Origin of the sequence: Massilia haematophila (genome assembly GCF_042647645.1) — a bacterium.
In the GTDB taxonomy this organism is placed as follows: domain Bacteria; phylum Pseudomonadota; class Gammaproteobacteria; order Burkholderiales; family Burkholderiaceae_D; genus Telluria; species Telluria haematophila.
In genome coordinates this window covers 4,812,148-4,826,612 of record NZ_JBHRVV010000001.1, presented here as the reverse complement: position 1 = coordinate 4,826,612, position 14,465 = coordinate 4,812,148, and the positions used below count along the sequence as shown (strand labels likewise).

General features: G+C 64.8%; 13 protein-coding genes. All 13 read right to left on the bottom strand.

Annotated features, from left to right (window positions below; genetic code table 11):
* Positions 1-41: 41 nt before the first annotated feature.
* The 13 genes from ACFOPH_RS21405 to ACFOPH_RS21345 all read right to left on the bottom strand — a co-directional run bounded on the left by ACFOPH_RS21405 (position 42) and on the right by ACFOPH_RS21345 (position 14,436).
* The gene (locus ACFOPH_RS21405) at positions 42-815 is read right to left on the bottom strand and encodes an enoyl-CoA hydratase (RefSeq protein WP_379737175.1); all 774 of its coding nucleotides are present in this window, start codon (positions 813-815) and stop codon (positions 42-44) included.
* Positions 816-968: 153 nt separating this feature from the next.
* Positions 969-2,165: an acetyl-CoA C-acyltransferase gene (locus ACFOPH_RS21400; RefSeq protein WP_312551541.1), complete on the bottom strand. Its 1,197-nt coding sequence runs from the start codon at positions 2,163-2,165 to the stop codon at positions 969-971.
* Between the two features lie 24 nt (positions 2,166-2,189).
* A complete protein-coding gene (locus ACFOPH_RS21395; RefSeq protein WP_312551543.1) occupies positions 2,190-4,586 on the bottom strand; it encodes a 3-hydroxyacyl-CoA dehydrogenase/enoyl-CoA hydratase family protein in 2,397 nt (798 codons plus the stop codon).
* Between the two features lie 21 nt (positions 4,587-4,607).
* On the bottom strand, positions 4,608-6,398 hold the full coding sequence (locus tag ACFOPH_RS21390; RefSeq protein WP_379737174.1) for an acyl-CoA dehydrogenase C-terminal domain-containing protein: 1,791 nt from the start codon (positions 6,396-6,398) through the stop codon (positions 4,608-4,610).
* A gap of 44 nt (positions 6,399-6,442) precedes the next feature.
* Positions 6,443-7,054, bottom strand: a complete 612-nt coding sequence (locus ACFOPH_RS21385; RefSeq protein ID WP_312551547.1) for a TetR/AcrR family transcriptional regulator — start codon at positions 7,052-7,054, stop codon at positions 6,443-6,445.
* A gap of 264 nt (positions 7,055-7,318) precedes the next feature.
* The gene (locus ACFOPH_RS21380) at positions 7,319-7,699 is read right to left on the bottom strand and encodes an RNA-binding S4 domain-containing protein (protein WP_379737173.1); all 381 of its coding nucleotides are present in this window, start codon (positions 7,697-7,699) and stop codon (positions 7,319-7,321) included.
* Positions 7,700-7,761: 62 nt separating this feature from the next.
* Positions 7,762-8,922, bottom strand: a complete 1,161-nt coding sequence (clsB, locus tag ACFOPH_RS21375) for a cardiolipin synthase ClsB (protein ID WP_312551550.1) — start codon at positions 8,920-8,922, stop codon at positions 7,762-7,764.
* Positions 8,923-8,925: 3 nt separating this feature from the next.
* On the bottom strand, positions 8,926-9,735 hold the full coding sequence (locus ACFOPH_RS21370; RefSeq protein ID WP_379737172.1) for an endonuclease/exonuclease/phosphatase family protein: 810 nt from the start codon (positions 9,733-9,735) through the stop codon (positions 8,926-8,928).
* A gap of 141 nt (positions 9,736-9,876) precedes the next feature.
* A complete protein-coding gene (locus tag ACFOPH_RS21365; protein ID WP_312551553.1) occupies positions 9,877-10,080 on the bottom strand; it encodes a hypothetical protein in 204 nt (67 codons plus the stop codon).
* A 581-nt stretch (positions 10,081-10,661) separates the two neighbouring features.
* On the bottom strand, positions 10,662-11,387 hold the full coding sequence (locus ACFOPH_RS21360; RefSeq protein ID WP_312551555.1) for an ATP-binding cassette domain-containing protein: 726 nt from the start codon (positions 11,385-11,387) through the stop codon (positions 10,662-10,664).
* Between the two features lie 10 nt (positions 11,388-11,397).
* Entirely contained in the window at positions 11,398-12,306 is a 909-nt protein-coding gene (gene ssuC, locus ACFOPH_RS21355) for an aliphatic sulfonate ABC transporter permease SsuC (RefSeq protein ID WP_379737171.1), read from the bottom strand.
* A complete protein-coding gene (ssuD, locus tag ACFOPH_RS21350; protein WP_379737170.1) occupies positions 12,306-13,457 on the bottom strand; it encodes an FMNH2-dependent alkanesulfonate monooxygenase in 1,152 nt (383 codons plus the stop codon). The genes ssuC and ssuD overlap by 1 nt, the downstream gene beginning before the upstream one ends.
* 10 nt (positions 13,458-13,467) lie before the next feature.
* Positions 13,468-14,436, bottom strand: coding sequence for a sulfonate ABC transporter substrate-binding protein (locus tag ACFOPH_RS21345; RefSeq protein ID WP_312550459.1), 969 nt, complete (start codon positions 14,434-14,436; stop codon positions 13,468-13,470).
* Positions 14,437-14,465: the final 29 nt, after the last annotated feature.

Sequence of the window (14,465 nt, the reverse complement as noted above, 5' to 3'; positions counted from 1 at the left end):
GCCGCACAGGCGAGGCAGTCTTTGCTACACCGATTACTACATCAGTCGAACTTCGAAAAGTCCGGCTTGCGCTTCTGGAAGAAGGCGGTAAACGCTTCCTTCGCCTCCGGGCCGACCAGCATGGCGCTGAACTGCTTGTTCTCGACGCCCATCGTCTCGGCGACGACGGCCGCGCGCGGGCGCTTCATCAGGGCCTTGGTGGCGCGGATCGAGGCGGCCGGCAGGGCGACCAGCTTCGCGGCTTGCGCCTGGGCGAAGGCCAGCAGTTCTGCGGCCGGCAGCACGCGGGCGACGATGCCCATCTCGAAGGCTTCCTGGGCGCTGAACGCTTCGCCCAGCATCAGCTTTTCGGCGGCGCGGGTGTAGCCGGCGGTCTGCGCGACCAGCAGGGACGAGGCGAATTCCGGGCACAGGCCGAGCTGGGTGAAGGGCATCGAGAATTTCGCGTTGTCGGCGGCATAGACCAGGTCGCAGTGCATCAGCATCGTGGTGCCGATGCCGACGGCGGCGCCGGCGACGGCGGCGACGACCGGCTTGGTGCAGCCTTCCAGTGCACGCATGAACTGGAACACCGGGCGGTCTTCGGTCATTGCACCTTCGCCGACGTTGTTCAGGAAATCGTCGAGGTCGTTACCGGCGGTGAAGATCTCGGGCTTGCCGGTGATCAGGACGGCGCGCACGGCCGGGTCCTGGTCGGCGTCCTTCAGCGCGTCGGCCATGGTCTGGTACATGGCGCCGGTGATCGCGTTCTTGCGCTCGAGGCGGTTGAATTCGATGGTGAGGATGCCGTTTTCTTTGTTCGTCTGGATCGTCATTTTTCAGTCTCCGGGGTGTTTTGGGGCACGAAAGACAGCGTGGGCACAGGTGCCCACCCTACGAAACCGTCTCATGTAGGGTGGGCACCTGTGCCCACGCGGTGATAGGTAAAGGCCGCATCAACGCACACGTCGATACGGCCGCTATCGAAATTAAACGCGCTCGATGATACCAGCCGCGCCCATGCCGGCGCCGACGCACATTGTCACCATGCCGTACTTCAGGTTGTTGCGGCGCAGTGCGTGCACGACGGTCGCGGCGCGGATCGCGCCGGTCGCGCCCAGCGGGTGGCCCAGGGCGATCGCGCCGCCCATCGGGTTGACCTTGCTGGTGTCGAGGCCCAGGTCGCGGATCACGGCCAGCGCCTGGGCGGCGAAGGCTTCGTTCAGCTCGATCCAGTCCAGCTGGTCCTGGGTGATGCCGGCGGCAGCCAGGGCGGCAGGAATCGCGACCTTCGGACCGATGCCCATGATCTCCGGCGGCACGCCGCGCACGGCGAACGAGGAGAACTTGGCCAGCGGGGTCAGGTTGTGTTCCTTCAGGATCTTCTCGCTGACGACGATCAGGGCGCCGGCGCCGTCCGACATCTGCGACGAGGTCGCGGCGGTGACGGTGCCCTTGGCGGCGAAGACCGGCTTCAGTTTCGCCATCGACTCCATGCTGGCGTCGGCGCGCGGGCCTTCGTCGGCGTCGACCGTGCGGCGCTTGACCGAGACTTCACCGGTGGCCAGGTTCGGCGTGCGGGTGACGATCTCGACCGGGGTGATCTCGTCCTTGAACAGGCCCGCCTGCTGGGCAGCGATGGCGCGGCGGTGCGATTCCAGGCCGAAGGCGTCCTGGTCTTCGCGCGACACTTTCCACTGCTGCGCCACCTTTTCGGCGGTCAGGCCCATGCCGTAGGCCAGGCCCACGTTCTCGTCCCTGAAGGTCTCCATGTTGATCGACGGGTGGTGGCCCATCATCGGGACCATCGACATCGATTCGACGCCGCCGGCGATCATCACGTCGGCTTCGCCGACGCGGATGCGGTCCGCCGCCATGGCCAGGGCGGTGATGCCCGAAGCGCAGTAGCGATTGACGGTCACGCCGCCGACGGTGTTCGGCAGGCCGGCCAGCACCACCGAGTTACGGGCGATGTTGAAGCCCTGCTCCGCTTCCGGGAACGAGCAGCCGACGATGGCGTCGACGATCAGGGCCGGGTCCAGGTTCGGCACGGCGGCCATGGCGCCCTTGATCGCGGCGACCAGCAGGTCGTCCGGGCGGGTCTTGTTGAACATGCCGCGCGGCGCCTTGCCGATCGGGGTGCGGGTCGCTGCGACGATGTATGCGTCTTGAAGTTGTTTGCTCATGTTGGTCGTCCTGTCTGTTCAGCGTTAGTTGCGCACCGGCTTGCCGGTCTGCATCATGCCCATGATCCGCTCTTGCGTCTTCGGGTTGTTCAGCAGCGAGATGAAGGCCTTGCGTTCCATGTCCAGCAGCCACTGCTCGGACACCACGCTGCCCTGGTCGACGTCGCCGCCGGTCACGATCTCGGCGATGGTGTCGCCCAGGTGGTAGTCGTAGGCCGAGATGAAGCCGCCGTCACGCATGTTGACCAGCTGGCCGCGGATGGTCGCCCAGCCGTAGCGGCCGGTCACGGTCACCGGGCGCTGCAGCGGCGCGCGGTAGCCGGCGTCGAACATCGAGCGCGCGGTGACCTTCGCCACGTGCAGCAGTTCGTAGGGGTTGAAGACGATGATGTCGTCTTCCTTCAGGTAACCCATCGCCTTTGCTTCCAGGGCCGACTTCGACACCTGCGCGGTGGCCGCGTTGGTGAAACCGGTCTTCAGGAATTGCAGGATGTCGTTGCCCTTGGCTTCGGTGAAGGCGCGCACTGCCGCTTCCTTCAGGCCGCCGCCGGCAGGCACCAGGCCCACGCCGACTTCGACCAGGCCGATGTAGGACTCGATCGAGGCCACGCGCTTCGACGCGTGCAGGGCCATCTCGCAGCCGCCGCCCAGGGCCAGGCCGGCAACCGCCGCCACGACCGGAACGTTCGAGTACTTCATCTGCATGAAGGTGTCCTGCAGTTCCTTGACGATCGGCTCCATCGCTTTCGCGCCGCCGGTCATGAAGGCCGGCAGGGCCGATTGCAGGTCGGCGCCGGCCGAGAAGGCCCCGCCTTCGGTGGCGTCGGTGTTCCAGATCACCAGGCCCTTGAAGTTGGCTTCCGCTTCCTTCAGGCCGCGCTGGATGCCCTTGATGACGCCGTCGCCGATGACGTGCATCTTGGTCTTGAGCGAGATGATCAGGACCTCGTCGCCCGTATGCCACAGGCGCACCGAGTCGTCCTCGAACACGGTGGTGCCGGCGGTTTTCGCGTCAAGACCGCCCGCACCCACGACCGGCGCGCGGAATTCCTGGCGCTGGTAGACCGGCAGGTCCGAACGCGGCACATAGGTGTTGCGGCTGGCCGAGTACGAACCCTCGGCGGTATGCACGCCCTTCTCCGCGACCTGGCCTTCGAACACCCAGGCTGGCAGCGGTGCGTTGGTCAGCGCCTTGCCGGCGTCGATGTCTTCCTTGACCCACTGGGCGATCTGCGTCCAGCCGGCGGCTTGCCAGGTCTCGAACGGACCGACGCTCCAGCCGAAGCCCCAGCGCATCGCGAAGTCGACGTCGCGCGCGTTGTCGGCGATGGTATCCAGGTGGAACGCGATGTAGTGGAAGGCATCGCGGAAGATCGCCCACAGGAACTGCGCCTGCGGGTTGCTCGATTCGCGCATGGCCTTGAACTTCTTGACCGGGTCCTTTTCCTTCAGGATGCGCGCGACGATGTCGGCCGCCTTGGCGCCGCTCGGCACGTATTCGCCGGTCGCGAAGTCCAGGCGCTGGATGTCCTTGCCGACCTTCTTGTAGAAGCCGCCGCCGGTCTTCTGGCCCAGGGCGCCCTTCTCGATCAGCTTGGCCAGGACGTCAGGCGTCTTGTACAGGCTGAAGAAGGGGTCGTCCTGCAGGGTGTCCTGCATGGTCTTGATCACGTGGCCCATGGTGTCCAGGCCCACGACGTCGGCGGTGCGGAAGGTGCCGGATTTCGCCCGGCCCAGCTTGGCGCCGGTCAGGTCGTCGACCACGTCCACCGACAGGCCGAATTTCTCGGCTTCGTGGATGGTGGCCAGCATGCCGAAGATGCCGACGCGGTTGGCGATGAAGTTCGGGGTGTCCTTTGCACGCACCACGCCCTTGCCCAGCACCGAGGTCAGGAAGGTCTCGAGCTGGTCGAGGATTTCCGGCTTCGTCGAGGTGGTCGGGATCAGTTCGACCAGGTGCATGTAGCGCGGCGGGTTGAAGAAGTGCACGCCGCAGAAGCGCGCCTTCAGTTCGTCGTCGAAACCTTCGGCCAGCTTGTTGATCGACAGGCCCGAGGTGTTGGACGCGAAGATCGCGTTCGGGGCGATGTGCGGAGCGACCTTCTTGTACAGGTCGTGCTTCCAGTCCATGCGCTCGGCGATCGCTTCGATGATCAGGTCGCAGCCAGCCAGGACATCCAGGTTGTCTTCGTAGTTGGCGACTTCGATCAGGGCAGCGTCATCCTTGTTGCCCAGCGGCGCAGGCGACAGCTTCTTCAGGCCTTCGATGGCTTTCAGAACGATGCCGTTCTTGTTACCTTCTTTTGCCGGCAGGTCGAACAGAACGACAGGCACCTTGGCGTTGACGCAGTGCGCAGCGATCTGCGCGCCCATCACGCCCGCGCCCAGGACGGCGACTTTCTTGACGGTGAAATTGGTCATGGTTTTTATCCCTAGAAGCGGTTAGAACAGGTCGGCGTCGAGCGCCAGCAGATTGCTTGCGCCCGAGCGTGCCTGGCGGATCAGCATCGCGGTTTCCGGGTACAGGCGAGCGAAGTAGAAGCGCGCCGTGTGCAGCTTGGATTCGTAGAACTTGTCGCCGGAATCTTTCTTCTCCAGGGCGATCTTCGCCATTTGTGCGAAGAAGTAGGAGAACACCAGGTGACCGACTACACGCAGGTAAGGCACGGCAGCGGCGCCGACTTCGTCCTGGTTGGTGAAGGCCTTCATGCCGATTTCCATGGTCAGCTTGGTGACTTTTTCGCCCAGCTCGCCCAGCGGGCTCACGAATTCCGACATCGATTCGTCCAGGCCATTGTCTTCGACGAAGGCTTTGATCTTTTCGCCGAAGGCGCGCAGCTTGGCGCCGTTGTCCATCAGGATCTTGCGGCCCAGCAGGTCCAGCGACTGCACGGTGTTGGTGCCTTCGTAGATCATGTTGATGCGCGCGTCACGCACGTACTGCTCCATGCCCCATTCGGCGATGTAGCCGTGGCCGCCGTACACCTGCATGGCTTCCGACGTAGCGATCCAGCCGTTGTCAGTGATGAAGGCCTTGACGATCGGGGTCAGCAGCGCGACTTCGCCGGCGGCTTCCTTGCGCACTTCTTCGTCCGGGTGGTTCAGTTCGCGGTCGATCTGCAGCGCGACGTACGAAGTCAGCGCGCGCGCGCCTTCCGCGTAGGCCTTGGCAGTCAGCAACATGCGGCGCACGTCCGGGTGCACGATGATCGGGTCGGCCGGCTTGTCCGGTGCTTTCGGGCCCGACAGCGAGCGCATCTGGATGCGGTCTTTGGCGTAGACCAGGGCGTTCTGGTAAGCCACTTCGGTCAGGCCGAGCGACTGCATGCCCACGCCCAGGCGGGCGGCGTTCATGAACACGAACATCGCGTTCAGGCCTTTGTGCGGCTGGCCGATCAGGGTGCCGACGGCGCCGTCCAGGTTCATCTGGCAGGTCGAGTTGCCGTGGATGCCCATCTTTTCTTCGATGGCGCCACAGAAGATCGGGTTGCGCTCGCCGATCGAACCGTCGGCGTTCGGCAGGAATTTCGGGACCAGGAACAGCGAGATGCCCTTCGAGCCTTCAGGGGCGTCCGGCAGGCGGGCCAGCACCAGGTGGACGATGTTTTCCGACACGTCGTGTTCGCCGGCCGAGATGAAGATCTTCGAGCCGGTAATCTTGTAGGTGCCGTCGCCTTGCGGTTCGGCTTTCGAGCGCAGCAGGCCCAGGTCGGTGCCGCAATGCGCTTCGGTCAGGCACATGGTGCCGGTCCATTCGCCCGAAACCAGCTTCGGCAGGTAGAACTTCTTCTGTTCTTCGGTGCCGTGTTCCTTCAGGCACTCGTAGGCGCCGTGCGACAGGCCCGGGTACATGGTCCAGGCCTGGTTGGCCGAGTTCAGCATTTCGTAGAACGAGTTGTTCAGCGAGACCGGCAGGCCCTGGCCACCGTATTCCGGATCGCAGGCCAGCGCAGCCCAGCCGCCTTCGACGTACTGCTTGTACGCTTCCTTGAAGCCCTTCGGGGTGGTGACGGTCTTGGTCGCCGCGTCGAAGTGGCAGCCTTCGCGGTCACCGGAGTGGTTCAGCGGGAACAGTACTTCCTGCGTGAATTTCGCGCCTTCTTCCAGCACCTGGTTGATGATGTCGGCGTCGATTTCCTGGTACGCCGGCAAGTTCTTGAACTCTTCGGTGACGTTGAGGAATTCGTGCAGAACGAACTGCATATCCCGAATTGGCGCGACGTACTGACCCATGGTTTTCTCCTGACGAAGGTAATGTGTTGTGACTGAAGGCGGACTTAGCCCGCCTGGGTGCCTTGAGTGGGATTACGGTAATTCTCGATCAGCCGCGCGAAACCGCGGTGGGCGCGTTCGACGGCGCCGGGACTACGCAGGAAACGCGCATCGTGATGCAGGGCCAGGATCAGCCCGTACATTTCATACACCAGCTGTTGCGGGTCGGTGTCGGGCTGCAAGGCCCCGGCATCGACACTCTGCTGCACGGCGCGCAGCAGGGCGCCCTGCCAGGCGCGCACCATTGCCACCAGCGCGTCGCGGATCGGGCCCGGACGGTCATCGTACTCCACCGCGCCGCTGATATAGATGCAGCCCGACGCGATTTCGACCGACACGCGCTTGAGCCAGCGCGCGAACATCGACTCCAGGCGCGGCAAGCCGCGCGGCTCTTTCACACTGGGGTAAAACACTTCCTGCTCGAAACGGTGATGGTAGAGCTTGAGCACTTCCATCTGCAGATCCTCGCGCGAACCGAAGTGCGCGAAGACGCCCGATTTACTCATGTTCATGCGATCGGCGAGCAGGCCGATCGTCAGGCCTTCGAGGCCGTTACGGCTGGCCAGCTCGAGTGCGACATCGAGAATCGCCGCCCGCGTCTGCTCGCCCTTGCGCATGAATTTGGCTGAAGTGTTGATGACTATCCCCTGCGTGAATCGAAAAATCCGAACGCTCGTACTATTATCTATCGGCGGGTGAATGTCAAACGGGAACTTAGAGGTCGGGTTCTAGTAGGGTGGGCACTCCGTGCCCACGCGGAACGTCGTGTCATCGACGGCCGGATGGTGGCCTGATGTCGCTCCCCGATCCAAAAGACGTCAACATGGTACAAGCGTCACGCGTGGGCACGGGGCGCCCACCCTGCGTCGCCCAACGGTCCGTCACCCACCCGCCCGCGAAATCGCCCGCCGGTCGCGCTTGGTCGGCCGCCCCTTGATCGTGCTGCCCGGCTCGGGGAACAACCTGCGCGCCTCGGAATCGTTCTCGCGGCGCACCAGGCTCTCCTCGGTCTCGCGGTACAGCTCGCGCGCCACCGGCGCCGGGCCGCGTTTATCGGAAATGCCCAGCACCACGACCTCCCAGCGGTCGGAACCATTGTCGATGAATATCTTGTCGTTCAGCTTGACGTTGCGTGCCGGTTTCACCGGCTCGCCGCCGATACGCACCCGGCCGCGGTCGACCGCCTCGGCGGCAAGCGAGCGGGTCTTGAAGAAGCGCGCGGCCCACAGCCATTTGTCGATGCGTACGTTGTTGTCTTCCATTCTGGTCCTCGTTACAAGTTCGAAAACCCCATATGGCGGCGGACAGCAGTTTTTCGACCCCGTCAAGCGTAGCCGATCGCAAAAATCCGCATACCCAGTTTATAGAGGAAATAGGCAGTGCCATAGCACGCACGGCGCACCCAGCCGATGCCGGCGAACTCCTCGGGATGGATCGGCACCCCGTCCGCCACGCCGCGCAGGATGTGCTGGCGCACCGCGCGGGCAAAGCCGGCGTCGCGCACCACAACGTTGGCTTCCTGGTTGAGGAAGAGCGACAGGCCGTCGCAATTGCTCGAGCCCACGGTGGACCAGTCGTCGTCGACCACCGCGATCTTCGCGTGCAGTTGGGTCTTGCGGTACTCGACCACCTGGATGCCGGCCGCCAGCAGTTTCGGGTAGAAGGAACGGGCCACGGCATCCTGCAGCTTGAATTCGCCGACGCCGATCAGGAGCGTGACCTCGACGCCGCGCTTCGCGGCCTGTGCCAGTGCCTCGCGGAATTTCCTTCCTGGCGCAAAATAAGGATTGGCCAGCAGCACGCATTTCCGTGCCTGGCCGATCGCCTGCAGGTAGGCGCGCTGGATGGTACGCCGGTTGCGCAGGTTGTCGCGCACCACGAAGGCGGCGCGCATCGGCCGCGCGCCCTCGCTCGGCGGCTGGCGCCGCATCTCGCGGAACAGGCCGATGCGGCGGACCAGGTTCAGGTGGCCGGCGCGGGTCCACTGCGCCTGCGCCTCCAGGTGGATCTGCTCCACCAGCGGCCCCTTCACCTGCACCGCGAAGTCCCAGCGCGGCGCCGGCAGCGGCCGGTAGGGTTCGTAGTCGCACAGCATGTCGTCGTTGATGTTGATGCCGCCGACGAAAGCGATACTGCGGTCGACCACGGTGATCTTACGATGGGTGCGGGTAATGCCGCGCTTGAACCAGGGGTTGAACACGCGGTAATGCACGCCGGCTTCGGCAAAGGCCTCGGCGCGGCGGCAGCAGATCCGGTGTCCGGTGCCGAACCAGTCGACCAGCACGCGCACCTTGATCCCGCGCCTGGCCGCGCGGATCAGCGCTGCCTCGATGCCGCGCGCCACCTCGTCCTCGGCGAAGATGTAAGTCTCGAACAGGATCTCGTGCTGCGCGGCATCGATGGCCGCGATCATCGCCGGAAACAGCTGGAGTCCGGATTCGAGGAGGGTGACATCGTTGTTCGCTACATAGCTGACCGTGCGCATACGCTAGGCCAGCTGCAGTTCCGCGACGATCGGCGCATGGTCGGACAGCTTGGCCCAGATCGAGCCGGCCATCACCTGCGCATTGTCGACCTTGAAGCCGCGGACGTAGATGCGGTCGAGGCGGAACCAGGGCAGCGCCGCCGGGAAAGTGCGCGCCGGCGCCAGGCGTGGCTGGCGGCCGGCCCAGCCGCGCACCATGTCGCCCAGCGGCGAGCGCGGGCCGAGCTCGTCGAACACCTCGGACACGCCGAGGGCATTGCGCAGGCGATCGCTGAGGGTATTGCGCCAGTCGTTGAAGTCGCCGGCAATGATCACCGGCTCCCCATCGGAGGACTGCTGGACCGCCTCGATCAACTGGGCGGTCTGGCGCCCGCGTCCGCCTTCGAACAACCCCAGGTGCACGACGTAGCAGTGGACGCGCCCGGCCGGGGTTTCGAGCACGCAATGCAGGATGCCGCGCTGTTCGTAGGCGTGGTCGGAAACGTCGTGGTTATGGCTGTTTTCGATCCGAAAACTGCTGAGCAAGGCATTGCCGTGGTGGCCGTGGTCGTAGACCGCGTTCATGCCGTACGCATGGTGATGGGATTCGCCGGCGAAGTACTCGTATTGCGCCGTTTCGGGCCAGATGCGGTGTTCGCGCTTGTGGTTGCCGTAGCGTGCCTGGAATCGGTCATGTCTTCCCTGCACTTCCTGCAGGAAAACGATATCGGCGTGGAATTCGGCGATCGCTTTCTTCAGCGCCAGCACCCGTGGGGTACTGCGCAGCGACGAGACGCCCTTGTGAATGTTGTAGGTTGCGACACGAATCTTCATGGAAGCAATTCTACCCCCATCAGTCCGTGACATTTTGGAACGATATGCAATCGTGCGGGATGGCCTTCATGGGCCCGGCGCGCACTACCGGCGCATCGCCGGATAGGTACGGGTAGACCGAAGTCCCCCGTCCTCTGTGGATCAATCCAGTACGGGGGCTGCTTCCCAGTCGGTACGCAGCGCAGCGTTACGGGGAGCCGCCAGGTTCTCGGCTTCCGAGAGTGGGACGGCGATCAAGCGGGGACCGCTCAGGCGCAGTCCGCACTCAAGATCGATATAGAAGCATTCTTCGTCCACGCTCAGGGCTTTCACCTTTTCCTCGTGCTTCGGTTGGAATTGTTCCATGCTTTTCCTCCAGAATCCGTTGGTTGGACTTTGTTGCAGTTTTAAGATTTCGCTTGACGCGAACTGCTGACGATATTCGACTCGTTTCCGATTGTCAAACGCAGATTCTATTGTGCGCTAGTTCACATAACGAATTTCCTTATGGAATTTTTCCTTCAGGAATTAATTTCATTTAGCAAAAAACAAAGTTTCCGTCATAACATTTTTTACCTGCTATGCATGTTTCAGCGACTTCGACACAATTTAGCGGGATATTTACCGACAACCGACGAAGTTTCACTGGATCAGCATCTACTCTTCGTATAAATGATCATAAAGTTAGTGCCTCAAGGAAATAAACTGTTTGGAATCAGGCAAGTTGCCAGTTTGCTCACCGTTGTATTTACGTCGAACCAAACAAACCGCTTGACTTCCTTACAAGGCGGACTTAAGCGAATCTTAAATACCTGTGGGCGCGTGCGAACCGGCTTTATGAAGAGAAAATGAACGGGAAGCCGCGTGATCGCGAAGCAGCGCCGGCGGCTTCTCGCGGCGCAAGGGCATGAGACAGATCATGGATAAGGTGGGCGGGCGTGGCCCGTCTACCCGAGCACGCAGCCCAGCAGTTCCCGTTCGAGACCGGCAAACGCCGCACTGCCGCGTTCGCGCGGCCGTGGCAGCGGCACCGGGATGTCGTGCGCGATCCGGCCGCCGTCGATCACCAGCACCCGGTCCGCCAGCGCCAGCGCTTCCTGGACGTCGTGGGTCACCAGTATGGCGCTGAAGCCCTGGCGCAGCCACAAGGTCTCGATCAGGCGCTGCATCTCGATCCGGGTGAGCGCATCGAGGGCGCCCAGCGGCTCGTCGAGCAGCAGGAGGCGCGGCGCGTGGACCAGGGCGCGTGCCAGGGCGACGCGCTGGCGCTGCCCGCCCGACAGCACCGCCGGCCATTCGCGCGCCCGCTCGGCCAGCCCGACCGTTGCCAGGGCATCCTCCGCCCGCCCGGCGCCGTCCTGCAGGCCAAGCGCGACGTTGTCCAGCACGCTCTTCCAGGGCAGCAGGCGCGCTTCCTGGAACATCAGGCGCGTGCTTCCCTCGCCCGCCCCGGCCGCGACCGTGCCGGCGTCGGGCGTCTCCAACCCGGCAACCAGGCGCAGCAGCGTGCTCTTGCCGCAGCCGCTGCGCCCGACCACGGCGACGAACTCGCCCGGCGCGATGGCAAGGTCGATGTCGTCCAGCACCGTGCGTTCGCCATAGCGCTTCGATAAGGCCCGCAGGGTGATGCCGGCGCCGGCAAGGCATCTCGTTTCTTCAGTCGTGATATGCATGGGACCTCGTTCAGCGATAGGCCGGATTCCAGCGCAGGAAATGGCGTTCGAGCGCACGCGCCGCCAGGTCGGCGGCCTTGCCGAGCAGGGCGTAGAGCAGGATGCCGACCAGCACCACGTCGGTTTGCAGGAATTCGCGCGCATTCATCGTCATGTAGCCGATGCCCGACTGCGCCGAGATCGTCTCCGCGACGATGAGCAAGACCCACACCAGCCCCAGCGAAAAGCGCACGCCGACCAGGATCGACGGCAGCGCCGCCGGCAGGATGACGTCGCGGTACAGCGCCCAGCCGGACAAGCCATAGCTGCGCGCCATCTCGATCAGGCCCTGGTCGGCCGAGCGGATGCCGTGGAAAGTATTCAGGTACACCGGAAAGAACACGCCAATCGCCAGCAGGAACAGCTTGGCCGTCTCGTCGATGCCGAACCACAGGATGACGAGCGGGATCAGCGCCAGCGCCGGAATGTTGCGGATCATCTGCAGGGTGGTGTCGAACAGGGTCTCGGCGCGCCGCGAGCTGCCGTTGAGCAAGCCAAGCAGCAGGCCGAGTCCGGCGCCGATGCCGAAGCCGACCGCCGCGCGCCACAGGCTGGTGCGCAAATGCGCCCACAACTCGCCCGATTCCGCCAGCGACCAGAAAGCGGTCAGCACCTGCCAGGGTTCGGGCAGGATGCGGCTCGACAGCCAGCCGACCTGGGCCGCCGCCTGCCACAGCGCCACCAGGACGGCCGGCAGCGCCCATGGCGCGAGCGCCGCCAGTGCCGGACGGCGCGCGTTGGCGGCAGCGCGGGGCCCGGTGCTGGACACTGCCGGCCGCGCGCCCGCTGTGCGTGGCACCGGCGCGAGCCGGGCAGGCTCCACGCTGCCGCTGTCGGACGCGCCCGCAGCACTCGCCCGCAGCACCTCGAACGATGCCATCACGCCACCTTTTTCGGCACGATGTCGCTGGCCATCATCTCCCCGAACGGACCGGTCAGCGACTGCTCGCCGCTTTCCTTCCCTTTACCCAGCAGCGGGAACACCAGTTCGGCGAAGCGGTAGGACTCTTCCAGGTGCGGGTAGCCCGACAGGATGAAGGTCTCGATCCCGAGGTCGGCGTACTCGCGCATGCGTGCAGCCACGGTTTCCGGGTCGCCCACCAGCGCGGTACCGGCGCCGCCGCGCACCAGGCCGACGCCGGCCCACAGGTTGGGCGAGACCTCCAGCTTGTCGCGCCGTCCGCCGTGCAGCGCGGCCATGCGCTGCTGGCCGACCGAATCCATCTTCGCGAACGCGGCCTGGGCCTTGGCGATCACCTCGTCGTCGAGGTGGCTGATCAGTTCTTCCGCCGCGCGCCAGGCTGCCTCGTTCGTCTCGCGCACGATCACGTGCAGGCGGATGCCGAACTTCAGCGTGCGGCCGCGCTTCGCCGCGCGCGCGCGGATGTCGGCCAGCTTCTCCGCCACCGCCGCCGGCGGCTCGCCCCAGGTCAGGTACACGTCCATCTGCTCGGCCGCCAGCTCGTGCGCCGGTTCCGATGAGCCGCCGAAGTACAGCGGCGGATGCGGTTTCTGGATCGGCGGATACAGGGTGCGCGCGCCCTTCACCTGCAGGTGCTTGCCCTCGAAGATAAAGCCGGCCGCGCCGCCCTCGCCCGCCATGCTGGCGCGCCAGATGCGGATGAATTCATCCGAGATTTCGTAGCGCTTGGCGTGGTCGGCAAACAGGCCGTCGGCCTCGAGCTCGCCCTGGTCGCCGCCGGTGACGACATTAATCAGCAGGCGCCCGTTCGACAGGCGGTCGAAGGTGGCGGCCTGGCGCACCGCGAGGCCGGGCGTCGACAGGCCCGGACGGATCGCGACCAGGAATTTCAGCTTCTTCGTCGCGCCGATCAGCGAGGCGGCGCTGATCCAGGGATCCTCGCAGGAGCGCCCGGTCGGCAACAGCACGCCGTCGTAGCCGAGGGTATCGGCCGCGACCGCGATCTGGCGCAGGTAATCGGCATCGACCGTGCGCGCGCCTTTTGTCGTGCCGAGGTAGCGGCTGTCGCCGTGGGTGGGGAGAAACCAGAAGACGTTGGGAGTGGACATGCTGTTTCCTTCAGAGCGGAGAGGCGGGCAGTGCGTCCTTGACCGCGATGGGTTTGGGGATGAGGCGCAAGGCATGGAAGGCGTCGGCGATGCGCTGCTGTTCGCGCACGACCTCCGGCGACATCGGCTTGACGCCATAGGCGTAGCGGCTTGCCGCCAGGTCGACCACGTTCTTCGGCAAGCCGGTCTGCGCCGAGAGAATGATCGACACGTCGACCGGGTTGGCGCGGCCCCAGTCGTCGACCTTGGCGATTTCCTCGATCAGGATGCGCGTGAGCTCCGGCTGCTGTTCGGCGAAGCTGCGCGCGGCCAGATAGAACTGGTGGTTCGAGACCAGGCCGCGGCCGTCGGCCAGCACGCGCGCGCCCAGCTGCTGCTCGGCCGCGGCAAGGAAGGGATCCCAGATCACCCAGGCGTCGACGCTGCCGCGCTCGAAGGCGGCGCGGGCGTCGGCGGGCGGCAGGTAGATCGGCTGGATCGCGCCGTAGGGAATGCCGGCCTTTTCCAGCGCCTTCACTAACAAGAAGTGCACGTTCGAGCCCTTGTTCAGGGCGATCTTCTTGCCGCGCAAGTCGGCCAGCGTGCGCAGGGCCGAATCCTTCGGCACCACGATCGCCTCGCTGCCGGGCGAGGCCGGCTCATGGCCGACATACACCAGGCGCGCGCCGGCGGCCTGGGCGAAGATCGGCGGCGCTTCGCCGACGGTGCCGAAGTCGATGCTGCCGACGTTCAGCCCTTCGAGCAGCACCGGGCCGGCCGGGAATTCGGTCCATTTGACGGCGATGTTGCGGGCCGCCAGCCGTTTTTCCAGCGTGCCGCGGCCCTTGAGCAGGGTCAGGGTGCCGTATTTCTGGTAGCCGATGCGGACTTGAGTAGGTGTTTGGGCAAGCGCCCGGCCGTGCAGGCCGGCGGCAATGCCTGCGGCGAGCAGGCCAAGGGTGCGGCGGCGCGCCGGCCGCGATGGGTGATCGGATTGCATGGACTCTCTCTTTTATATATATGACGGAA